Below are 23,526 nucleotides of genomic sequence, written 5' to 3'. Positions count from 1 at the left end.
CGCCAAAGCGCTGTCTTTTTATTAGGTAGGAAGTCACTGAGTCTCTTCAGTCATTTCCTGAATCTTGATTACCTTGTCCGTGGTAGTTTTCGATACGTCTTGTATCGTCATTCTCGAGACTAAGTTTCGAGAAGAGCGCTGTTGTTTTAAGACTCCCTTCAATCAGGGATCACAGCGCTTTTCGACTAGTTACGCCTTTGCCGTTTCAACTTTATCTTTCTTGTAGAACACGCCGCCTTTAAGAGTCTCTGGCAGTGTTAGCCATAGTAGACCTGCGATGATCCACACGATTGGCGAGCCCCACATTGCAGTTTGTAGGTCTGTACGCTCTTGAATAAAGATAAGAACCATTGGCGCCCACATGCCGATAATACGACCACCGTGAAACAGTGCTGCACCGTAGCTACGCAGATGCGCAGGGAACAATTCAGAGAAGTATCCGCCCCATACAGCCGATGAAGACAAGCCAAAGTTATAGATAAGACCTAGAAGCGCTAGCATGTTTATGCCACCAATAATCATGTCACCAGGAGCGATGAAGAAGATTGAAACCATAATACCGGCAAGGATGAAGCCAAATGCGTTGACCTTACGACCGTACTTATCTGCAGCCCAACCCCAGAACCAAGCGCCGAACAAAGAGCCAAATGCAGAGATAGAGAAGATAAGTCCGATAGTTGCACCGTCAAACATACGTACTTCACGCAAGTACGTTGTGACAAAACCACCGAAGAATTGGAAGCCGTAGAAGTTCAAACCAGACAGCAAAAGACAAGTAAGAGTGATGGTGCGGTAAGGCTTACTTAGCATTTCACCCCAAGTGCCTTTTTTAGCTTCAACTACTTCGCCTGCTTCGTTAGTTGTTGCCTGCTGGTCTTCTTCACCAAAAGCAATGACTTTTTTGTCGCTTGGAAGTACAAACATCATTACAACAGCAGCAACTAGTGGTGGAACACCACCAACCCACATTAGGCTCTGCCAAGGTGCATCAATGCTAGTAATGAACGCTGCATACGCACCCATTGCAACTAGAGCAACAGAGAACATAGATGATGCAAACGCCGTCAGCTTACCACGTACCGTTGGGTTAAACAGGCCAATCATTAGCGATACTGCTACGGTGAAATAACCACCTAGCGATAAACCAATGATGAAACGCATTGCTGCCCAAGTCGTGTAGTCGGTAAACATCATGTTGATGATAGTTGCGCCGCCGTTTAGAGCTGTAATCGCAATCAGTGTTGATTTTTTACCAAATTTTGTTGCGAACCATGCGCAACTCAATGCACCAAGCAGGGCACCAACGGACTGCCAAGTATAGAACTGAGCGGTATCTGAAAGGCTAATGCCGTCATACGCTTCAACAATGTATGGGCGTACGTAGTCAATAATTACAAAGTTATAACAATAGAAAAAATAGCCCACTAGTATCGCTAGATATGCCGCTACTCTTTGAATCATTGGAACTTCGCTCATGTGTTTCTTGGCTGTCATGACCGAGAATCCTCTATTTCGCGTTAAGTTTATTAAGCTAGTCACTAGTTAGTATGCTTTACTTTTCGTTCTAGCTATCTGTCAAATTCACGGCAAGTTTAATCTGTTTGATGAATATAAAACCGTGATCGAAATCAATTTCACAATGAATACGCACCCAAAATAAATCAAACTCCGACAATGATCACATTCATAGGGTAAACTAGCACTCTAGGCTACAAATCCATCAGCACTGATGATATAAAACGCTTCCAGCGCGGAAACTCACCTTAAACTATGGCTTATTGGCAATAATTTGAGCGAGAATTCCTCGAAAATCTCGCCAAAGAATGAGGCCCCTCAAAATAATGGTTACGCAGTCAAGCCTTTTGGTAATCGCTATCTATGTCGCACTTACTCTATTTATCAGTTACTTAGTGAATAGAAAGTTAAAGAATGGAGGAGACTTTTCTACTGGGGGTCGACAATTTGGTTGGTTTACTGCTGGCGTCTCTATATTAGCGACTTATATTAGCGCTATGACATTTGTTGGTATGCCTGGCTGGGTTTACAGTTCAGGCATGCAGGCTATGAATATTCACCTGAACTACCCTATCGTGGTCTTTTTCAGCGTTCTGTTTTTCATTCCAGTGTTTTATAAGCTAAAACTCACCTCTATTTACGAATATCTGGAGTTGCGCTTCGGTGTGTACGCCAGAACCATAAACTCCATCGTCTTCATTGTCGTTCAGTGCATCTCCGCGGGTGTTATCTTGTATGCCGTCGCTTTGATACTGGTACAGGCTTTACCCATTACCGTTTCTGAAGCCATCATCTACATCACCATTTTTACGGCTATTTATACCTACGCAGGCGGTATCTCGACCGTAATTTGGACCGATATGCTGCAATCTGCAGTATTAGTGATAGGAACGGTAGCGATCTTTGTTATTTTGGTCATGAACATCGCTAATGGCCATACGTTAGATCCCAAAGACCTACAGATCATTAATCTTTCTACAGACTTAGGTCTCGACACCACTCTGTGGGCTGGAATATTCGCGGTGACCTTCTTGCACTTAAGCGTGTATGGCTCCAATCAATTAATCATTCAAAGAACGCTGGCCACAAAATGTGTTAGAACCGCACAGAAATCCATGTTGCTCTGTGGTTACGGTGCATTCTTCATTTACCTGTTCTTTTCTATCATCGGTGTATTGTTAAAGCTCTACTATCAAGATGCGGAGTTCTCCAACGCCAATGAAGTGATCCTAGATTTTGTGTTTCATCACACCAATCCCATCGTTATTGGCTTGATCATGTCAGCTTTAGCCGCTGCCGCTATGTCGACCTTAGACTCGACCTATAACTCAATGGCAACAGTAGCGACGTTCGACATCTATAAACGATTTGTTCGTCGCGAAGCAGAAAAAAGCCATTATGAAAGTGTGGCAAGAAAAATGAGTGTCGTGGCTGCGTTTAGTGTAGTCTTGCCCGCATTGTTTGCGGTATCAAACGAATCCGTTTTAAAAACCATTGCTAGCTTAACCTCAATATTTGTTGGTATACGCCTTGGCTCTTTCTTGCTAGGTCTCTTTTTTGACAAAGCAAATGAGAAGGGCGTCATTATTGGCAGTATACTTAGCATAGTTGCGGTATATATTGCGCACACCGCTGATATATCTTGGCCTTGGTATGCACCGTTAGGAACGGCTGTATTTATGGTAGCAGGTCTGCTTACCAGTATTTTTTGGGGAGCTAACACTCCTCAGCAAAAGGACTTCATCAAACAGCAGAAGCACTTGTTCGCAAAACCCGAGGCTAGCCACTACGGCCTGATCGTGTTTGCGGTAGCAACTATTGCACTGTGCTTTGTTATTCCAGATTGGCTTTTAGCCGTATTGTCGTAATAGGTAAAGAATATGTACTCAATTTTTGATATCTACAAAATAGGTGTCGGTCCTTCTAGCTCTCATACCAATGGTCCTATGCTTGCTGGGTATCACTTTACTCAACTTATTCAGCAAGATGTAGCGAAGGTAACGCGCATTCAGGTGGATTTGTATGGCTCACTCTCACTAACGGGTAAAGGTCACCACACGGATCGCGCTTCGATTCTGGGCCTGCTTGGCAATCGTCCTGACACCATAAAGATCTCTAGTGCTAACGCTGAAATGCGCAATGCCATTAGTGACGGCAAAATGAATATTGCCGGTCACCACCTAATTGACTTTGATTACGACAAAGACATTCTGTTCCATACCGATAACCTGCCTCTGCATGAAAATGGCATGACTATCTCAGCTTTTGACGCTGCAGGCACACGTGTTGGTTTTGAAACTTACTACTCTATTGGCGGCGGTTTCATTGCAACAGAAGATGAGCTGCTACATGGCAAAAAGACTAAAGATGTTTCGGTAGAGTTTCCTTTCGCAAGCGCTGACGAGATGCTTGCACAAGCTGAGAAAAATGGCCTAAGCCTTGGTGGTATGGTACTTCGCAACGAACTGGCCTTCCAAGATACCGACGCTATCAATGCCAAAGCGGATCAGATTTGGAAGGTAATGCGTCTGTGTATGGAGCGCGGTTTTGAGACCGAAGGCATCCTAGATGGCGGACTCAACGTAACGCGTCGCGCACCTAACTTGCTAAAGAAACTAGAAGCGAATGCCTTGGTTGAGAACGACCCAATGGAGATCTTAGATTGGATCAACCTGTTTGCCTTTGCGGTAAGTGAAGAGAACGCGGCCGGTGGTCAGGTGGTTACCTCACCAACCAATGGCGCAGCTGGCGTTATTCCTGCAGTACTCATGTACTACAACCGCTTTATCAAAGAGCTAGATACTAAGCAGCTTAAAGACTTTATGGCGGTGTCTGGTGCTATCGGTATTTTGTACAAGACTAATGCGTCGATCTCTGGTGCAGAGGTAGGCTGTCAGGGTGAAGTAGGTGTATCTTCCTCAATGGCGGCGGCTGGTTTAACAGCGCTACGCGGTGGCAGTAACGAGCAAATCTGTATTGCAGCAGAGATTGCAATGGAGCACTCGCTAGGTATGACCTGCGACCCAATTGGCGGACTGGTTCAGGTACCGTGTATCGAACGTAACGCAATGGGCGCAATGAAGGCGATCAATGCCTCTCGCATGGCTCTTAAACGTTCTAGTAAGTGTCTGATTTCGTTGGATGATGTTATCGATACCATGTATCAGACGGGTAAGGATATGAATAAGAAATATCGCGAAACGTCGCTGGGTGGTTTAGCGATGATTCACCTTGCTCCGCCGTGTGAGTAAGTGCTTCACTGCGTGTTGCAGTGGTTCTGGATTCTGGATTCTGGGTTCTGGGATTGAAGCAGATGCCCGACCAGAGTGCTGGCCCAGAAAACACTTCGGGCATGACGTTGGTTTAGTCTTGTCATGACTCCACTACCTTCGTCATCTTCGAGCGATCCTATCGAAGATCTAAGTACTTGCTTGGACAAATTTTTGCTTCCTTTTTCGACCTATAGCGAAAAAGGAAGTCGCCGGGCAAGGCGAAACCAATGCTCAACTATAGATCCTTAGATCAAAAAAGGGGAAAGCCCTAAGACTTTCCCCTTCCCATAAACAATGCAATCAATACAACTTAACGATTAGACGCCCAAGCGTACATCAACTCCAGCGCCACTGTTGCTCCTGCCAGAGCCGTCAAGTCCGCATGGTCGTAGGCAGGAGAAACCTCCACCACATCCATACCCACTATGTTTACCCCAGCCAAGCCGCGTAGAATCTTTAGCACCTTGTCTGAGTTTAGTCCGCCACACACCGGCGTTCCTGTGCCTGGTGCGAATGCTGGATCTAAGCAGTCAATATCGAAGGTAACGTACACTGGCTTATCGCCAATTACCTTGCGGATTTGAGCCACAATCTCATCAGCACTTTGATCATTGGCCTGCATCGCATTGATGACAGTAAAGCCGTGATCTTGCTGCTCATACTCTGTACGAATGCCGATCTGCACTGAGTGCTCAGAAGAGATCAGGCCTTCGTTCGGCGCATGATAAAACATGGTGCCGTGATCATACGCACTGCCATGGGCATAAGTATCCGTATGAGCATCAAAATGAATCAATGCCATCTCGCCATAGTGCTTGGCGTATGCGCGCAGTATTGGCAGAGTAATAAAATGGTCGCCACCTAATGCAAGCATGGTTTTGCCACTTTTCAGGATTTCATCGGTGGCCGCTTCTAAACGTGCGGTGAAGCCTTCGGCATCACCGCTGTCGAATACCAAGTCACCGGCATCGATCACCTTTGCGCGATCAAATACGTTGAAATCCCATGGGAACTTTTTACCTTCCCATGCAAGGTTCACCGAAGCCCGTCGTATCGCATCAGGCCCCATGCGTGCACCCGGTCTGCCCGAGGTGGCTAGATCTAGCGGTACTCCAAGTACTACTAGATCAGCCTCTGCAGACACAGGATCGCGCAGATAAGGTCGACGCATAAAACTCATTGAGTTTGAGTACAACGAATAATCAGTTTTAGTAAACAAATCATCCATTTAGAAATCCTCTAAGTAGGTGTAACCCATTAGGCCACCTTCTAATTCTTCTAATACCTGCTGTTGCTCATCCGCGTGTACGCGTTGAGCGACTAAGTCACGATAGTTGTCGCGGATCTTGTCTACATCGATATGAACATAGCGCATCATGTCTTCAACGCTATCCCCTTCATCGATACGTTCAATGATCGATTCGCCGTGCTCATTCACAGTCACAACCGCACTGTGAGTATCGCCAAACAGGTTGTGCATATCACCTAGGATTTCTTGATACGCTCCCACTAAGAAGAAGCCCATCAAGTAAGGTTTATCCTTGTCCCAAGCCGGTACTGGCAAGGTTTTTTCAATGCCTTGACCTTCAACGTACTGCTCAATCGCGCCGTCTGAATCGCAGGTAATGTCTAACATAACCGCGCGGCGATCTTCCACGTTCTCAAGCCCTGATAGAGGCAGAACAGGGAACACCTGATCAATCCCCCACGCATCGGGTAGAGACTGGAATAGTGAGAAGTTAACAAAAAACTTATCCGCTAAACGCTCGCTCAACTCATCCAATATTGGACGATGGAAGCGGTTTTTGTTGCTCATCTGACGGCTCAATTCGAAATAGATTCGAAGTGAAAGCTGCTCAGCCCAAGCTCGTTGCTCTAGGTTTAATACCCCAGTTGCAAACTGAGAGTGGACCTCAGCCAAGTCACTCTGAGTATCGTTGTAGATCTCGATTAAAGCACGCGCGTCACTGCCATCTTGTAGGCTTTCCCAGTTACGCCACATGTTTTGCAGTAGCGTTGGAGCAAGTTGCTGTGGAGCATCAACCGCTTCAGGGTAGTACGCCTCAGTACCAATCACGTTGGTAATCAATACCGCGTGATGAGCCGTTAGTGAGCGCCCAGATTCAGAAATAATGGTCGGAACTGGTTGCTCATACTGCTGACATACATCGCCTACCGTACTCACAATGTTGCGCGCGTACTCAATCAAGCCGTAGTTCATCGAGCTAGAAGACTGGCTGCGTGTACCATCATAATCCACCGCCAAACCGCCCCCGATATCGAAGTACTGGATGCCTGCGCCCATAGCTCGTAATTCACAGTAAAAACGAGCTGACTCATTCACACCGTTGCGAATATCACGGATGTTCGCCATCTGTGAGCCCAGGTGGAAGTGAACCAATTGCAATGCATCTAGCTGGCCTTCTTTCTTCAAGCGCTCGATAACCGAAAGCACTTGAGATGCCGCCAAGCCAAATTTAGATTTCTCGCCACCGCTTGATTGCCACTTGCCCGCACCTTGAGATGCAAGGCGAATGCGAAGACCAAGACGAGGCGTTACACCTAAGTCTTTGGCTTCTTTAAGCACTAGGTCTAGCTCAGATAGCTTCTCAAGTACGATGAAAACCTTATGTCCTAGCTTCTCGCCAATCAGTGCTAATCGGATGTATTCACGGTCTTTGTAGCCGTTACATACAATCACAGAACTCGCTTTTTGTGCCAAAGCCAATACCGCGAGTAACTCAGGCTTACTGCCCGCTTCTAGCCCCAACTGCTTAGTCTCAAGCTGCGCTTGGCTCTCTAGGATCTCGTCGACCACTTCTTTTTGCTGGTTTACCTTAATTGGGTAGACCAACAAGTAATTATTTGGGTATTGGTACTCGGCTATCGCTTGGTTGAACGCCTGACAAATACCATGCACACGCTGATGTAAGATTTGAGGAAACCTTACTAGAACAGGCAAGTTAAGTTGTTTTTGCTCTAATTGAGAAACAATATTACTCAACGGTACTTGGTGTGCGTTGTCGCTGCGCGGTGATACATACACCTCACCTTGATTGTCGATACCGTAGAAGCCTTGGCTCCAGTAATGAACGTTGTAATCCGCGCGAACACGGTCAAGTTTAGAAAGTTTTTCCACGTCAAATCTCACAAAGACAAGAGGAAGGACAAATGACTCAGAAGAACCTGAAGCCAAACCTAACACGGGTTCATTCGGTTTCGTTTCACCGCCGTGTGGGGCGCATTAACGGATAAAATGAGGTTGGAGTCTAACAAAAGGATTTTGTCGTGAGGATAAATAAAGGAGGTGCGGGGTTGAAGTCAGCTTAGGACGTGCAAGGTTTGGTGTTTGTGCATGCTAAGATCCTGGATAACTACTGGCGTAGTTTCCAGGATGACGGGGTCATATCAAGCTTCAAGCTTCGAGCTTTCAGTCTGATTTGAACCCCACCAGCAAAATCTCAAATCACCGTCATACTGGAAAACACATGGTGTTTATCCAGTATCTTGGGGGGTGCGAAAGTCAGGTATGGGTACTCTCTAAGGTCCTGACTTTCGTCAGGATGACGGTGCGATTATTGTATTGTGGAAGTAGGTCTTTGTTGGTAACTTAGCTCAACCCAGTAATATTCCCATCTTCATCAATATCAAGATTCATGAAGGCTGGCTTGTCTGGTAGGCCTGGCATGGTCATTACGTTGCCGCATAGGGCGTAGATGAAGCCTGCGCCTGCGCATAGCTTTAGTTCGCGGATGGGTACGTCGAACTGGGTCGGAGCGCCTTTAATGTTGCCGTCGGTTGAGATCGACATTGGCGTCTTTGCCATACAGATAGCAAGGTTATCGAAACCTAGAGATTTAAACTGCGCCAGTTGAGCTTTCGCTTTGTCGCTTAAGGTCACTGATGCTGCGCCGTAGCCTACTTCCGTTACAGCCATGATCTTCTCTTCTAGCGTCTGAGACATCTGATAAAGAGGTTTAAATTGAGCAGGTGTTTGGCACTGAGCAACCACCTTAGCAGCAAGCTCAGCGGCTCCTGCGCCGCCTTGTGCGAATGCTTCACATACAGCAACTTCAATAGAGTAAGGCAGTGCCTCAACCATTTGTTTTAGCTTTGCTAGTTCTTCTTCGCTGTCTTGCGGGAAGCGGTTGATAGCAACTACCGCCGGCACGCCGTACTTTACGACGTTCTCGATGTGCCATTTTAGGTTCGCAAAACCCGCTTCAAGGGCTGCGCTGTCCTTGTCGAACATGCTGTCTGGGATCGGTTGACCTGGCTTTAGGTTATAGAGACCAGAGTTGGCCTTCAAGCCGCGAAGCGTTGCCACTACTACTGCGCAATCTGGCGCTTTACCAGAAGCCTGAGCCTTGATGTTACATGCCTTCTCAAAGCCCATGTCTGAGCCAAAGCCACCTTCAGTGACCGTGTAATCTGCAAGTTTAGTCGCGATGTTGTCAGCGATGATAGACGAGTTGCCGTGTGCAATATTGGCAAAAGGACCCGCATGAATAAGCGTTGGGATACCCTCAAGGGTTTGCATCATGGTTGGCTCGATGGCCTCACGCATGCTGACTGTCATTGCGCCCGCTACGCCTAAGTCTTCGGTAGTCACGGCTTTACCATCAAGGTTGTAGCCAATCACTATGCTACCAATGCGGCGACGCAGGTCTTGCAAATCACTGGCTAGGGCAAGTACCGCCATAAGCTCAGATGCCGCTGAGATATCAAAGCCATCTTCACGCTCATAACCATTGATGGTTTTACCCTCATCGTTCAAGCCTACGTTGATCTTGCGAAGCGCACGGTCGTTGTGATCGATCACGCGCTTCCACACGATGCTTTGCGGGTCGATACGCAGTGCCGTTAAGCCTGAGCGTGCTTCAAAGTCTTCATAGCCATTACGCTGCTCGTGATAGATGCGCGCATCTATTGCCGCTGAAGCAAGGTTGTGAGCGGCAGTCACAGCGTGGATGTCACCCGTAAGGTGCAGGTTTAACTCTTCCATCGGCGCAACTTGCGAGTAACCACCACCCGCTGCACCTCCTTTGACGCCAAATACTGGCCCCATAGAAGGCTGTCTGATACAGGCCATTACAGATTGACCTACCTTGAACAGGCCTTGTGCCAAGCCAATGGCGGTCACGGTTTTACCTTCACCAAGAGGGGTTGGCGTAATCGCAGTCACTACGACTAACTTACCGGTTTTCTTGTTTTCTAGACGCTTAAGCGCCTTAAGAGAAACCTTGGCTTTGTGTTGACCATGAGTTTGAATCTCATCAGCATGCAAACCTACGGCAGTAGCTACATCAGCAATAGGGCGTAATGGGGTAGAACGAGAGATTTCAATGTCCGACAGCATGGCTTCCTCAGGGAGATAAAAGAGACAATCTGATTTTGGCGGGGATAATAAAGAATTCTGACAATAAGTAAAGTGCAAACGTTTGCGTTGAATGAAAAACGAACATTTCAATTATGGAAGGGTCACAAACTGAAGCCTATACAGGCTATAAACCGCTTTTATTTGAATACCTTAGCTAGCCAGCCTCGAATTCCCTTATTGCCCCCAGCAAATTCTTTCAAAATGTTGCTTCCTTTATAGAAAGACTCATTCCATTCACAACGTAACTCGTCAGCCGAAACAGGGGTAAACGAAACCAGTAATAGACTCCCTTCGGTGGCGTAATCATTCGCCAGAGAGTAATCCATTTCTAGCTGCCCTTGTACAAACAGCCACAGATGCATGGTAAGCCAAAACTCAATGACCAGAGGAGACTTAAACGCAGCTGCGTGTTTATCCTCTAAGGACCCATCAATAACGCGCTGCATGGCAAGCAAGCTCTCTTGCTGAGCGTTCAACTGATGCAGCAGTTTTTCATGGTGCAGAGTAAACAAGCCCAACAGCAACTGAAGATCAGAATGTTGCGAATGCTTCAACTTGGAGCGCTCAAACAATGGCGAGAGCTTTTCACACAATTGCTCAAGTTGCGACGAGTCCACGTTTACAGAAACGGAGTTCGTTGGAAGTTCAAAGCCAATGGCATGAACAGCGTTATATAAAGCGTTAGGTGTTGTCATAGGGCCAAGGCGTTACGAGAAAAGGCTAACGATACCTCATCTCTTTCATTGTGCCTATGACATCAATGAAAATCGTATCGCTTCACAACTACTTTGAGTTGCCTGAATAGATGAAAGCCTGCACATGTGCAGGCTTTTGATTGAGGTTAGTTAGTTCAAGAACACACTCGGAATCTCATTCGGGTATCGATCATAGCTTGGCTGGTTGTAATCAATATCTGATACACCAATCAAATCAAGTACCTGATAGAGTGTCTTACCTACATGGCCAAAGGCGATCCCTGCATGGTGCGGGTAGCGTTTTTGAATAAGAACGTGGCGATAGAAGCGCTGCATTTCTGGGATAGCGAATACCGCAATCGAGCCAAATGACTCTGGGTCAATGTCCAGAATGTCACCTTGAGCGACGTAGGAGCGAAGCTTAGTATCCGCTGTAGATTGAAGACGGAACAGTGTCACCTCTCCTGCTTTGATTTGCCCCTCTAACGTACCGCGAGTAATATCTGGGTCTTGTCCTGGCTCCATCAAGCTATGCATAATTTTCTGGAAGCGTAGCTGGGAATTCTTCATACAGCTTGGTGCGGTATTACCACAGTGAAAACCCATAAACAGGTCTTTCTCTGTGTACTCTCCCATCTTATCACCTGCATTCTCAACCATATCTTTCGGTACAGTATTATTGATGTCTAGCAGTGTAGCTGGGTGGTTGGTCGCACAAGTGATCATGTACTCCGACAAAGCGCCATAGATATCCACTTCGCAAGCGACGGGTATGCCACGCTCTGCAAGGCGAGCATTGACGTAACAAGGCACAAAGCCAAAGAATTTTTCAAAGGATGGCCAGCACTTGTTAGCAAAAATACCAAAATTAGAGGCACCTAGGTTTTCTTTATGGAAGGTCAGTAGTGCAACCTCATATTGAGCAAGTTTAGGAAGCAAATCAGGGTACGGATTGTTGTCGCCTAGCTCTTTCTCCATCTCTGCAACAATGCCTGGAATATCGGAATGACCTTCTGCGGCTTGGTATAGATCAAGCAGGTCTAACTCACTGTTTTCCATCACTTCTACACCAAGATCGAACAGGGCTTTTATAGGCGCGTTACACGCAACAAAGTCATGAGGACGCGGCCCAAAACTAAAGATTTTTAGCCCTTTAAGACCAAGAATAGTGCGAGAGACAGGAACAAAATCACCTATCATTGTTGCGACTTCTTCCGGGGTGCCCACTGGATATTCAGGAATATGAGGACGAATGTTGCGCAAGTTGGCACTGTATGAAGCGTTAAGCATTCCGCAGTATGCATCACCACGGTCATTGCTCAGACACGCAGTTGACTCTTCTGCAGCAGAAACAAACATTACAGGCCCGTCAAAGCGTTGCGCCATTTGAGTCAGCGGACCTTCGGGACCAAAGTTGCCAAGATAAATCACTAGCGAGTTAATCCCCTTGTCTTTGGCCTCTTCAAGCGCCAGCAACATATCATTTTCATTCTCGATGATGGTTTCTAACTGCACAATATCAATATCTTTTTGCTCGCAGTGTTGTACCACATTCTCTCTACGCTGCTTTGAAAGAGAAATAGGGAAACAGTCACGACTGACCGCAACAATACCCATTTTTACTTGAGGAATATTAATCATAATTGTCTCGATTTAATTTTTTGTAGTGAATACTTTATAAATAACATTGTGCTGATAGTGTCTATCTGGCCCATATATACATTCTTGTTTATTATCCATATTAATTTGATTTGGATAACACTGAGTTTCTAAACACAAGCCTGCATGTTTATTGTATATATTAGAGTCTCGACCAATTTCATTATTTAAGAAATTTCCGCTATAAAACTGCATGCCTATTTGATCTGTAGCGACCTGTAGTTCTATTCCAGAATTATTCCCAAATACTCTTGCAACGGGTTTGATTTCTGTTGAGTCAAAACACCAGCAATGATCATAGCCGCCCGAATTTTCTAGCTGCTCATTGGACTGAGATAGCCCCTCTCTAATAGCCATTCCCGTACGCAGATCAAACGGAGTATCCTCGACTGAAGCCTTAAACAGCGGGATAGCTAGCGCATCGACATGAAGGTAATCGTTGGCCTCAATCTGGATGAAATGGTCAAGTACATCCGCACTACTGCCTAGATTAAAGTAGGTGTGTTGCGTCATATTGATAGGTGTTAGTGCACGCGGGAACGCTTGATAGTTAATGCTAAGAGCATTGTCTTCAGACAAGTGGTACTCAACCTTAAACTCAATATCACAAGGGTAGCCTGCGTCACCACTCTCAACCATAGTGCTCAACCGTAAAGACGCACTGTTTACTATTTCAACATTCCAACGCTTCGCGCCAAGGCTCGCGGAAGCACCATGTAAATGATTAGTGCCTTCATTGCACTCAAGTTGATAGTCGTCTTCACCAATAGAGAAGTGGCCGTTGGCAATTCTGTTGGCCCATGGCCCAACAAGACAGCCCAAGTAGCACTTACCGTTCAAATATTGCTCTGGGGTATCGTAGCCAAGGACAATGTTTTTTCTATTGCCACTGATATCATTGGTATAAAAATTAACGATCAAACCACCAAGGTCTGATATATCAATTTGTGTTCCTTTATTATTAACTAGAGAAAACAATTTATATTCCCCCCAATTGGATACCTTTACGTCTTTCATGTTAGAGTCCTAATAACAAGCTAATGAAGTTATTTTCTTCTATTAATAAGAGAGTTTCCATTATGTTTTTTAAAAACAAGATTGAGAAAAAATGTATTTGTGAACTCTGTTTAGGTAAAAAAATAGCCTCCAAGTAGGAGGCTATTTCAATTCTCAGTGATATCAGTTACTGGCTAAGTTGAACCTTCAATCCAGCCTCTGAAACCTCAACTTCTTGAGCCGGTTTCTTAGCGTCTAGCTCTAGAAGTGCTTTGATCTGTTTCAGCTTTTGTTGGTCAAGCTTATAAAACATCATAAACACAGCTAGAGAAGCAAACATCACTCCAGGAACCACAGTAAACAGTAGGTTTATGGAGTTGACTGCTTCTGCAGTTTGCACTTCAGCGCCACCTATATAACCTGACCATGCCAGTATCCAGCCAACTGCTGCTCCACCTAATGCAATACCAAGTTTGATAGCGAAGAGATTGGTAGAGAACACCATACCGCTTAGAGAGCGATTGCTGCGTGTTTTCTCGTAGTCGACCACATCGGACATCATGCTCCAAAGAATTGGTGTAGTCGCTGTTTGAACTAACGCTAGCACAATGGTGATAGCGAATATCATTGTCACGTTCGTTGGATCAACGGCGTACATCAGCATTGAAATAAAACCTGAGATGACAATTAATATGCGGTAAACCGTAGGTTTGTTGTATTTGCCAAACAGTGGTGACGATAACATCGCGCCAGCAATAGCAGCTAGCATTCCTGCAACCATAAACATGGTTGCTAGGTCGCCACGCCCCATCACCGTGTTTACGTAATACATAGTCGTCGCACCTTTTAGCACCGCCCCCGTAAGCAACACGATATTTACGATAAACAGTACCCGCCATTGGTCATTCGCTAGAAGTAGCTTCAAATCTTCCCAAACAGATTGCTTTTCTTCCACTTCAGGCACGTGACGCTCTTTAGTATTCGCAAAGCTGACGAAAAATAGTGCAATCGCGATTGCCCCCATGATTGCCATTGCACCAAGATAACCTTTTTGTAAATCACCATCACCAATCACTCCTACCAAAGGTAGCGCAACCATTGCAACCACAAGACCACCAGCAGTGCTTAGAGCGAAACGATAAGACTGTAGTGATGTGCGCTCTTCTGAATCATTAGACAAGGCATTGGCCATAGCACAATAAGGAACGTTGATCGCCGTATACATAAGAGTTAGAAAGATGTACGACGCGTATGCATAGACAATCTTGCCCGTTTCGCCGAAGTTGGGTGTGTAGAAGGCGAACATGCACGCAATGCCAAATGGCACGGCCATCCACAACAAATACGGACGATAGCGACCATGCTTTGATTTAGTTCGATCAACAATTGAGCCCATAAGCGGATCAGTTACAGCATCAATGAAGCGAACTAAAAGGAACATTGTGCCCATGTGTGCAGGAGAAAGCCCATAAACATCGGTATAAAAATAGGCGAGGAAAAGCATCACTGTTTGCCAAACGAAATTACAGCCGGTATCACCTAAGCCGTAGGCAACCTTCTCTCTTACGGACAGCTTGATCGTATTCATTATTATTCTCCGGGTACAAATTAGTTGCCTGTTATTCTTATCCTTATGATTCCATTGTTCATTTGCCCAAACTAGCAAAGGGTTTATGTTATTTGATTAGTGTGAGCAACTTCAGAATTCCACAACAACGCCCAGAAAATACTTCTTTAAAATCATAGCATTAAGACCAAGTTCCGCACGAAAGACCAAAAAGTGACAGAGTTGAGGGCTAATACACATTTAGAAGATTTACCCGCTAAGAAATGAAAAATAACAATTGATCCTTACGCAAACAGGTCATCAAAAAATTCAAATTTCACGCAAATTCATCAACAAATAAACCTTAAATAACTGAGGTGTAACCTAGTGTTCACAAGCCTTGTTATGCCGTTAAGCAGGATATTGCCTCATTTTATAGGGTTCACCACTCCATATCACTGCACAAAAAATCTCCGACTGTTTGTCAATGCTGTGCTTCAGTTGGCAGCAAGAGTGCAAGCAAATTGACTCTAGAAGGGATTTAATAGAGCATTGAGACTTATTCTCAAAACCAATGAATTAGAAAAAGGTCACCATGAAATTTATCAGGATTGTTCTAGGAAAGATTATCTTGTTGCTCAACTTTATCTTCACGCCACGCGGAGTCAAAAGGTCTGAAGAAGCACAGCAAGCAGCCGATGCAAAAGCCAATGATTTAACCCTTTATCAATTTGATGCTTGCCCGTTTTGCGTGAAGGTGCGTCGCGAAATGAAGCGTCAATCCGTCAATGTCGCGCTTAAAGACGCAAAGGGTGACGAAGCCGCACGTGAGGAGCTGTTATCTGGTGGAGGCCGAGTTAAGGTGCCATGTCTTAAGATCACACAGCAAGGCACAGAGACCTGGATGTATGAATCAAAAGACATTGTGGCTTACTTACAAAAAGAGTTTGCTTAACATTGATACTCTGAGCGTTCGAGTCAACTTTAAAGAGATCCGACATCGAGCGCTCTATTAAGCCTTTCATGCACAATGTTCCTAGATTTACCCTTGAAATATCTTTGTAAACCAAACATCTAGCGCACGTTGCTTATGCTCAGGGCCGTTAATATGTACTAAGCCCATGTGCTTAGCCTCATCCCAAGAGAGAGTGCCCGTAGCAAGAGCATCCAGTACGTCCAGTTCTGTCACCAGCATGACCTCTGCTTGCGTTGGCAAGATGTCCTTCCCTGTCACTTGAACACTAGGTTCCATCTTTACGTCGCTGTAGTGACCCTTTATCGCCTCAAATAGCGTGAAATCCACCTTATTGGCATAGGGCTTCTCAATGGATGATTTAAAGCTGAACAAGCGAAAGTGATCAGGCTTATTGGCGTTATGGAGCTCACCAGATTGGCGCACCTCAATCACACTCGAAAATACATCAAGAGAGCCTTGTTCAATTGTCATATTGAAGCCCGCACTTTGATGAAACCCACACGCAAATGCAGTAGCAGAACAAATACACAAAGCGACCACTGTACCGAGTTTTAGCATTTTACCTTCCTCAAGCAAAAGGGACCCTGAGGTCCCCTTACCGTTGCATAGGAGTTACATCTGTTGTTATCGAAGTAGGAGTTAGCGAACAATCAACATGATGTCTTGTGGTGCCATTGGCTTATCAAAGTAGCTCATGAACTGACCAAAGCCTTGGATATCACCATTAGCAAACGTAAACTCACCGCTTTGCATCTTTTGTCCCATCACTTGCTGGGCATTGGCACCGGCCATTAGGACGTCATTTAAGGTGGCTCGAGTGGTATTGATCTCTACGTCTGCATTCTCTAGCGCTACTTCATGCAGCTGTGCAATACCTTGACGAATCTCGATAGTGAAAGACTCATCGGTATCAGAGAAGTTGTATACCAGCGTCATGTTCACATCTAGGGTATTCTCAGCAATCAGTGTCGACGTCATCATGTCGAAGATCTGCTTGCTAGGAAGAGCGGTAAGCACATCAACAGAAGCAAAGCTAATCATGTTAGAGAAGTCACGGGTACCTTCCAGCTCAGCGGCAGCGTTAAGTGCCCAGTTACGCCAGTTAATGTTCACTTGATCTGCAGCCCACGCTTTATACGCTTTCGCTTTAAGCTTACGAGCTTCCATATCATCTTTGTTCACTGTGATTGGGTAAGACAGGATCTCAGCGGCAAAGGTGTAGTTTTCCGCTTCAATGGCTGCATTTGCGGTGTTAATGATATTGTCGCGACCGCCCATGATCTCAATGAAGGCTTTAGCGCGCTGCTCATACGCCATTGGCTCTAGCTGCCACGGGTCACCCTCGAAGAAGCCGTTGTAGCCGACATAGATCTGACGCACAGCGTGTGCCACCGTGCCGTAGTGCTCGCCCAACCAAGGGTGCTCAGCAAGATGCTTAGGCAGTTTAACTACCTCAACCAACTCATCAGGGGTCATACCCTTGTTCATATAGCGAATAGTTTGGTCGTGCGTGTATTGAATCGCATCACGGTACGCTGTTAATACGTTCGCTACCGCTTCTTTTCCTTCAACAGGACGGCCGTGAGAGTTGATCATCACTTCAGTATCAAACTGACGCATGATGTCGATACCCTTGAACCACATGGATGGGTCGCGGAATTTCGTGCCACGAATAGTGTGCAGGTTCGGGAAGTTTTCGCCCTGTAGCACTTCTGCCGCGTGCAGGATTTTTTGCTCTGGCAGGTAAACGACAACTTCATCTTTGGTTTCAGAAGGAACGTTGACGATTTCTAGTTTCACGCCGGCAATCGTGGTTTCAATCTTGTCTTTGAATACCACGTTTGGCTCGATGAACGAGATATCACCCTGCATAAAACGAGGACCAAGACCGTCATTCACTGTACCGTGCTCGCCTTCTTCAACGTGCTTAGCGCCCGTGTATGAAGTGCGGTGACCAAACAGTGTGCCTAGGTTTGAAGACCAGTTTGCAACCGCTGCAGTTAGCCCCTCTTGAGCAATGATTTGTACTTCACCAGATGCTACTTCTTCATCATTGGTCCACGCACGAACGCCTGAGATATGGTCGATGTGGTTGTGCGAATAAACAATCGCTTTCACTGGCTTATCGGTGATCTTACGAAACTGCTCTTTGGCCGCTTGCGCCATTTGCACAGACTCGCCTGGATCGACAATGATGATGCCGTCGTCACCCTCAATCATCACAGGAGTATCAAGGCCAAATCCGTAGGCGAGATACACATTGTGATCTACTTGAATGACTGCTTGATCCATCTTACGGCCATGCTTGGTCAAGATTGGATGAACATATTCTGATTCTTTTGTATAAGCTAGAGTATCGCCAGTGGTAGACAACACCTTGATGCGCTCGCCCTTACCCCAGAATAGGTTTGATTTGTGCTCAAATAGCACGCCGTCGTTGTAGCGCGCATCCATATCAACATTCTGATACTGATCTGCGTTGTTAGTTTGAAGTTCTTGACCTGTTTTTGAGGTCGCTTCTACAACGGGTGTGCTTGCTAGGGCATTAGATGCAAAAAGCACCGTTGCTATCGCAGCAGGTAGGGACATTTTTCGAAATGTGTTTGTCATAGGGAGTAATACCTAACTCTATTTTTATAATCGTATTTTCGAAGAACCTTTCAAGAACTCTCCGAAAACTAGTTAAAAATGATATTAGGGCTTAGGTACAATCGAATAAATGATGAGTTTCGATATCAATATATCGTAATTACGATATTATTAGTCGTGATATAGAGAGATTTATTATGCAAAACGATATCCCAAACTTTAATTTGCTGGCTGTATTTGCGGCTGTCATAGAGCAAGGTAGCTTGAGTAAGGCGGCTGAACAGCTCAATACCAACCAGTCGACGGTGAGTACGGCAATGGCTCGTCTATCAAAGCAGTTGGGGCAAGAGCTGTATTTGCGCAAAGGCAGAGGCATTGAGCCCACCAGCTACGCGAAGAATCTTTATAAGCAAGTACAAGAGCCTATCAGCCAGCTTAATCAGGTCTTCCAATCTCTGGGCTCATTTGATCCGGAGACCGCTAAGCGTCAATTTGTTATTACTGCGCCAGAGCATCTGCAATGGGTGTTAATGAATCGATTTGCCAAAACCACGCCAGCAGATATCACTTTGGAAGTGTTTGATCAGCCTTCAGATGAAAGCAAGATGTACGATGACTTGATGAGTCAGAAGGTTGACCTGTTGATAGATATCTTGCCGCCAAAGCAAGCTAGCATTCGAAGTACAAAACTACTGGAGAACAGCTTTGTGGTGGTATGCAGCCAAGATCATCCTCGCATACAAGGGACGCTGACAGCGGAGCTCTTCATGCAAGAAAAGCACGCCCTACTAGAGAGGAAAAGAAACAGCCTGTATAGCCTCACCCACTACACCAGTATCGACTTATCCAAACGAAACGTGGCCTATCACGGACGCACCCTGTTCAGTAACTTGATGCTCTGTAGCCAAACCGACTGCCTGAGTGTTGTGCCGCTATCACTGGCACTGCAATTCAAAGACAGACTGCAACTACAGGTATTCACCCCCCCGTTTGAGCATACGGCTATGAGCACTTATTTGATCTGGCCAAAACGACTTGATAATGACCCTGCGCATATATGGCTCAGAGATACGATTTTTTCAATATCGAAGAAGATTCAGGTGTACTTGGATAGATATAAGCTTGAGCATGATTAAGCGACAGATGTGAGACTCGATAGTTATAAAAAACGCCAAATACGATAATTTGGCGTTTAGTTTTATGCTTAGAAAGGATTTATTCAATGAGCTATTTTACAAAATCTCCATTGGATTCGTTCGATGCTCTATGGCTTTATCATGCTTAGCCATTACAAAGAAATTGTCTATCCAATGTAATATCAATGCCGAATCCTGCGGCTGACTAAGTTCGATAAAGGCTTGTTGGTAATACTGCGGCGTAATCAAGTGTTTGCGTTTCTCCACTAATTTTTCAGTAAAGCTAACGCCAAACTCAGGGTGCCCCTGTACGGTTAACACATGGTTGTCTTTAACCAACATAAAGTTAGGGCAAAATTCATTACTTGCGATCACTTTGACGCCGCGAGGCACCGTTGTCACCTGATCTTGGTGACTCACAAGCAGTCGGACGCTATCAACGGATAAGTTCATCCATTTTTTCTGAGCGGTGACTTTCACCTCATAGCTTCCCAGGCCCCAGCCTTTATCTGACTTTTGCACCGTGCCACCTAAGGCACGAGCAATCAATTGATGGCCGAAACATATGCCAACAAGGGGACGCCTGAGCACTTCACAGCGAATGATCCAATCAACGAGTTGTAGAATCCAGGGATGATCATCGTACGCATTGTTCACGCTACCAGTAATAATAAACCCATGGCATTCATCGTGATGAGGCAGCTCTCCCTTGGTTGCGTCATAGTTCTGAAATGTGAACTCATTGTTGACCTCGTAAAGCGAAGCCTCAATCATGTCCGCATACTGCCCATGGTCATCCGACAATGGTGAGTCAACATGACCGCACGTTAATATCCCTATCTTCATTGTTCACCTACTTCATTGTTGGCATTACAAATTCACTTTCTCGTTGTCCTTTCGGCCAGCGGGCAGTCACTGTCTTCATTCGGGTGTAGAAGCGAACCCCATCATTGCCGTGGACATTTAAAGGGCCAAATATTGAACGCTTCCAACCCCCAAAGCTGTGGAATGCCATTGGCACTGGGATAGGTACGTTTACCCCTACCATACCAATTTCAACTTTCTCCGAGAAATCACGGGCCGTATCACCGTCACGGGTATAGATAGCTGTGCCATTGCCAAACTCATGCTGATTAATTAGCTGCAGCGCCTCTTGATAATCTTTAGCGCGAACAACGCACAGCACAGGGCCGAATATTTCTTCGTTGTAAATCGTCATATCAGAAGTGACGTTGTCAAAAAGAGTGCCCCCAACAAAATACCCAGGCGCAGAGGCATTAATATCACGGCCATCTACCACCAAGGTGGCTCCTTGATCCACACCGGTTTGAATATACTCTTTCACCTTGTTCATGTGCGGTTCGCTGACAAGCGGCCCCATTTCATTTTCTGGGGAAACGCCAAGACCTGGGCCAACGCGCAGGGTTTGGACTTTCTCTTTTAGCGAGGCAACCAAACGGTCTGCTGTTTCATCACCCACCGCAACCGCAACCGAAATCGCCATACAGCGTTCACCAGCAGCGCCATAAGCGGCTCCCATAAGGGCGTTTGTGGCTCCTTCGAGATCGGCATCAGGCATCACCACTAAGTGATTTTTTGCGCCGCCCAGCGCTTGTACGCGTTTTCCATTAGCACTGCCTTTGCTGTATATCGCCTCGGCAATCGGCGTCGAGCCAACGAAGCTGACTGCGGCAACATCGGGTGCCTCCAAAAGGGCATCAACCACTTCTTTGTCACCCTGAATGACATTAAACACGCCATCGGGAAGGCCCGCTTGCTTCAACATGTCCGCTAGCATCAAGGACACACTTGGGTCTTTTTCTGAAGGTTTTAGAATAAAGCTATTACCACAAGCCAGTGACACCGGAATCATCCAAAGTGGCACCATCACAGGGAAGTTGAACGGTGTAATACCTACGCACACCCCCACAGGTTGCATCATGGAATAACTGTCAATCTCACGACCGACATTCAGCGAATGTTCTCCTTTCAAAAGGTGCGGGATCCCACAGGCAAACTCCACCACTTCTAAACCACGGGTTAATTCGCCCAAAGCATCACTGTGCACTTTACCGTGCTCTGTGGAAATGAGGGTGGCCAACTCATCGGCATTTTCCTCAAGCAAGGCTTTAAAACGAAACATCACACGCGCACGCTGTAGCGGCGGTGTATCTTGCCATGCTTGTTGTGCTTGCTTTGCTACATCGACAGCCGCTAATGCCTCTTCGGCGCTAGATAACTGCACTTGTCCTCGAAGTTCACCATTGGCAGGATCAAACAAGTCAGCCGTTCGCCCACTGTTACTTGCTACCGTTTGTCCGTTAATAAAATTGGATACCAAAACTGACATAGTCTTATTCCTTGTAATCAATATTTTGTAAAACATCTGCTATTAAAGTAAATAGATCATCGATATGCTGTTTTTCGATAATAAGCGGTGGCGACAGCGCGATAATATCGCCCGTCACTCGAATGAGCGCGCCTTTTTCAAAGCACTTAGTGAAGACTTGGAACGCTCGTGAACCCGGTTTACCGGCAATCCCTTCTAGTTCAATGCCGGCAATCAAACCGTAGTTACGCAGGTCTTTCACGTGAGGTAGACCTTTTAAGCTATGCACGGCTTGTTCCCAGTAATCGGCCAGATCGGCAGCGCGGGTATAGAGGTTTTCGTTGCGATAAATATTAAGGGTTGCCAGTCCCGCCGCCGCTGCCACTGGGTGCCCAGAATAGGTATATCCGTGAAAGAGCTCTATAGCTTGACTGTCTGGTGCAACCATCGCTTGGTAAATCTCATCACTCACAAAGACCGCCCCCATTGGTATTGCACCGTTGGTCAGTCCCTTCGCCGAGGTAATAATATCGGGCTTAACATCAAACTCTTGAGCGGCAAAAGGGCTACCGATACGACCAAATCCGGTAATCACCTCATCAAAGATCAGCAGAATGCCGTGTTGCGTACAAATTTCTCGAAGACGCTTTAGGTAGCCTTTAGGTGGCAGAATAACGCCCGTAGAGCCAGCAATAGGTTCAACGATAACCGCAGCAATATTGCTGGCATCATGCAAAGTGACGATATTGTTAAGGCTTTCAGCCCACCCAGGATCGTAATCGGGTAAACCTTTACTGAATCCGCTGTTTTCAATGCTTAGCGTATGTGGGAGATGGTCAACACCAGTTAATAAGCTTCCAAATGCCTTTCGATTATTAACAATGCCACCTACCGATATGCCACCAAACCCGACACCATGGTAGCCACGCTCTCGGCCAATAAGACGAGTACGAGTACCTTGCCCAATGCCCCTTTGATACGCCAGCGCGATTTTCAAGGCGGTATCGACCGATTCTGAACCTGAGTTAGTAAAAAACACCTTAGATAGACCTGCAGGAGCAATCTCGGCTAGAGATTCTGCGAACTCAAACGCTAATGGGTGTCCCATTTGGAATGTAGGAGCGAAATCAAGGTTGTGAATTTGATTAGCCACCGCCTCGCTAATTTCACGTCGACCATGACCCGCATTACAACACCACAACCCAGCCGTCCCATCGAGGATCTTGCGTCTATCTTCAGATGTGTAGTACATCCCTTCAGCAGACACTAGCATCCTTGGCGAAGCCTTAAACTGCGAGTTGGCAGTAAACGGCATCCAGAATGCATCCCTATTTGCTGAACTATTGGTATCTTGCTTGTTTATCCCTTGCATTGTGCACTCCAACTAAGCATGTTGAATCAACATCGTTTCTTTTACTAAACACCGCAAAACA

General features: G+C 46.0%; 17 protein-coding genes. 4 read left to right on the top strand and 13 right to left on the bottom strand.

The features are described from left to right. Positions 1–189: 189 nt before the first annotated feature. Positions 190–1,494: an MFS transporter gene (locus tag OCU35_RS14210; protein ID WP_261826337.1), complete on the bottom strand. Its 1,305-nt coding sequence runs from the start codon at positions 1,492–1,494 to the stop codon at positions 190–192. Positions 1,495–1,841: 347 nt separating this feature from the next. Here OCU35_RS14210 and OCU35_RS14205 point away from each other — a divergent pair, with 347 nt between their 5' ends. Both OCU35_RS14205 and OCU35_RS14200 read left to right on the top strand, forming a co-directional pair. Then, a complete protein-coding gene (locus OCU35_RS14205; RefSeq protein ID WP_261826336.1) occupies positions 1,842–3,383 on the top strand; it encodes a sodium:solute symporter family transporter in 1,542 nt (513 codons plus the stop codon). A gap of 12 nt (positions 3,384–3,395) precedes the next feature. Beyond that, positions 3,396–4,766: an L-serine ammonia-lyase gene (locus OCU35_RS14200; protein WP_017031578.1), complete on the top strand. Its 1,371-nt coding sequence runs from the start codon at positions 3,396–3,398 to the stop codon at positions 4,764–4,766. Between the two features lie 331 nt (positions 4,767–5,097). On the opposite strand, the gene speB is transcribed toward OCU35_RS14200, so the two are convergent. From speB to OCU35_RS14165, 7 genes are all read right to left on the bottom strand, one after another. Further along, entirely contained in the window at positions 5,098–6,015 is a 918-nt protein-coding gene (gene speB, locus OCU35_RS14195) for an agmatinase (RefSeq protein ID WP_102359876.1), read from the bottom strand. Then, a complete protein-coding gene (gene speA / locus OCU35_RS14190) occupies positions 6,016–7,926 on the bottom strand; it encodes an arginine decarboxylase (RefSeq protein WP_065211038.1) in 1,911 nt (636 codons plus the stop codon). A 471-nt stretch (positions 7,927–8,397) separates the two neighbouring features. Further along, positions 8,398–10,146 (bottom strand): formate--tetrahydrofolate ligase, encoded by a 1,749-nt coding sequence (locus tag OCU35_RS14185; RefSeq protein WP_261826335.1) that lies wholly within the window; start codon positions 10,144–10,146, stop codon positions 8,398–8,400. 158 nt (positions 10,147–10,304) lie between these two features. Continuing rightward, a complete protein-coding gene (locus OCU35_RS14180; protein ID WP_261826334.1) occupies positions 10,305–10,862 on the bottom strand; it encodes a hypothetical protein in 558 nt (185 codons plus the stop codon). Between the two features lie 150 nt (positions 10,863–11,012). After that, a complete protein-coding gene (locus OCU35_RS14175) occupies positions 11,013–12,503 on the bottom strand; it encodes an L-fucose/L-arabinose isomerase family protein (protein WP_017028473.1) in 1,491 nt (496 codons plus the stop codon). A gap of 12 nt (positions 12,504–12,515) precedes the next feature. After that, the gene (locus OCU35_RS14170; protein WP_261826333.1) at positions 12,516–13,538 is read right to left on the bottom strand and encodes an aldose epimerase family protein; all 1,023 of its coding nucleotides are present in this window, start codon (positions 13,536–13,538) and stop codon (positions 12,516–12,518) included. Between the two features lie 166 nt (positions 13,539–13,704). After that, on the bottom strand, positions 13,705–15,105 hold the full coding sequence (locus OCU35_RS14165) for a glycoside-pentoside-hexuronide (GPH):cation symporter (RefSeq protein ID WP_017028471.1): 1,401 nt from the start codon (positions 15,103–15,105) through the stop codon (positions 13,705–13,707). 553 nt (positions 15,106–15,658) lie between these two features. On the opposite strand from OCU35_RS14165, the gene OCU35_RS14160 reads away from it, so the two are divergent. Beyond that, positions 15,659–16,018: a glutaredoxin family protein gene (locus OCU35_RS14160; RefSeq protein WP_017028470.1), complete on the top strand. Its 360-nt coding sequence runs from the start codon at positions 15,659–15,661 to the stop codon at positions 16,016–16,018. Between the two features lie 87 nt (positions 16,019–16,105). On the opposite strand, the gene OCU35_RS14155 is transcribed toward OCU35_RS14160, so the two are convergent. Next, the gene (locus OCU35_RS14155) at positions 16,106–16,597 is read right to left on the bottom strand and encodes a hypothetical protein (RefSeq protein WP_261826332.1); all 492 of its coding nucleotides are present in this window, start codon (positions 16,595–16,597) and stop codon (positions 16,106–16,108) included. Positions 16,598–16,678: 81 nt separating this feature from the next. Next, positions 16,679–18,649 carry an alkyl sulfatase dimerization domain-containing protein gene (locus OCU35_RS14150; RefSeq protein ID WP_261826331.1) on the bottom strand — a complete coding sequence of 657 codons (1,971 nt, stop codon included), beginning with the start codon at positions 18,647–18,649 and terminating at the stop codon, positions 16,679–16,681. A 176-nt stretch (positions 18,650–18,825) separates the two neighbouring features. On the opposite strand from OCU35_RS14150, the gene OCU35_RS14145 reads away from it, so the two are divergent. Then, positions 18,826–19,764, top strand: coding sequence for a LysR family transcriptional regulator (locus OCU35_RS14145; protein ID WP_017243642.1), 939 nt, complete (start codon positions 18,826–18,828; stop codon positions 19,762–19,764). A 96-nt stretch (positions 19,765–19,860) separates the two neighbouring features. Here the strand turns inward: OCU35_RS14145 and OCU35_RS14140 are convergent, their stop codons facing one another. From OCU35_RS14140 to OCU35_RS14130, 3 genes are read right to left on the bottom strand one after another with little or no spacing between them, the layout of a single operon-like run. Then, entirely contained in the window at positions 19,861–20,610 is a 750-nt protein-coding gene (locus tag OCU35_RS14140; RefSeq protein WP_261826330.1) for a type 1 glutamine amidotransferase, read from the bottom strand. A 7-nt stretch (positions 20,611–20,617) separates the two neighbouring features. Continuing rightward, the gene (locus OCU35_RS14135; RefSeq protein ID WP_017031589.1) at positions 20,618–22,114 is read right to left on the bottom strand and encodes a CoA-acylating methylmalonate-semialdehyde dehydrogenase; all 1,497 of its coding nucleotides are present in this window, start codon (positions 22,112–22,114) and stop codon (positions 20,618–20,620) included. 4 nt (positions 22,115–22,118) lie between these two features. Further along, entirely contained in the window at positions 22,119–23,465 is a 1,347-nt protein-coding gene (locus OCU35_RS14130) for an aspartate aminotransferase family protein (protein ID WP_261826329.1), read from the bottom strand. Between the last annotated feature and the right edge of the window lie 61 nt (positions 23,466–23,526).

Origin of the sequence: Vibrio breoganii, from assembly GCF_024346795.1 — a bacterium.
Classification (GTDB): Bacteria; Pseudomonadota; Gammaproteobacteria; order Enterobacterales; family Vibrionaceae; genus Vibrio; species Vibrio breoganii.
This window is presented reverse-complemented; position numbering and strand designations above follow the sequence as displayed.

Bases quoted from the DNA above. Each gene is read 5' to 3' on its own strand.
- OCU35_RS14210 (WP_261826337.1), bottom strand. From the start codon at position 1,494: ATGACAGCCAAGAAACACATGAGCGAAGTTCCAATGATTCAAAGAGTA.
- OCU35_RS14185 (WP_261826335.1), bottom strand. From the start codon at position 10,146: ATGCTGTCGGACATTGAAATCTCTCGTTCTACCCCATTACGCCCTATT.
- OCU35_RS14130 (WP_261826329.1), bottom strand. From the start codon at position 23,465: ATGCAAGGGATAAACAAGCAAGATACCAATAGTTCAGCAAATAGGGAT.
- OCU35_RS14135 (WP_017031589.1), bottom strand. From the start codon at position 22,114: ATGTCAGTTTTGGTATCCAATTTTATTAACGGACAAACGGTAGCAAGT.
- OCU35_RS14140 (WP_261826330.1), bottom strand. From the start codon at position 20,610: ATGAAGATAGGGATATTAACGTGCGGTCATGTTGACTCACCATTGTCG.
- OCU35_RS14160 (WP_017028470.1), top strand. From the start codon at position 15,659: ATGAAATTTATCAGGATTGTTCTAGGAAAGATTATCTTGTTGCTCAAC.
- OCU35_RS14170 (WP_261826333.1), bottom strand. From the start codon at position 13,538: ATGAAAGACGTAAAGGTATCCAATTGGGGGGAATATAAATTGTTTTCT.
- speB (WP_102359876.1), bottom strand. From the start codon at position 6,015: ATGGATGATTTGTTTACTAAAACTGATTATTCGTTGTACTCAAACTCA.
- OCU35_RS14165 (WP_017028471.1), bottom strand. From the start codon at position 15,105: ATGAATACGATCAAGCTGTCCGTAAGAGAGAAGGTTGCCTACGGCTTA.
- OCU35_RS14150 (WP_261826331.1), bottom strand. From the start codon at position 18,649: ATGACAAACACATTTCGAAAAATGTCCCTACCTGCTGCGATAGCAACG.
- OCU35_RS14145 (WP_017243642.1), top strand. From the start codon at position 18,826: ATGCAAAACGATATCCCAAACTTTAATTTGCTGGCTGTATTTGCGGCT.
- OCU35_RS14200 (WP_017031578.1), top strand. From the start codon at position 3,396: ATGTACTCAATTTTTGATATCTACAAAATAGGTGTCGGTCCTTCTAGC.
- OCU35_RS14205 (WP_261826336.1), top strand. From the start codon at position 1,842: ATGGTTACGCAGTCAAGCCTTTTGGTAATCGCTATCTATGTCGCACTT.
- OCU35_RS14175 (WP_017028473.1), bottom strand. From the start codon at position 12,503: ATGATTAATATTCCTCAAGTAAAAATGGGTATTGTTGCGGTCAGTCGT.
- OCU35_RS14155 (WP_261826332.1), bottom strand. From the start codon at position 16,597: ATGCTAAAACTCGGTACAGTGGTCGCTTTGTGTATTTGTTCTGCTACT.
- OCU35_RS14180 (WP_261826334.1), bottom strand. From the start codon at position 10,862: ATGACAACACCTAACGCTTTATATAACGCTGTTCATGCCATTGGCTTT.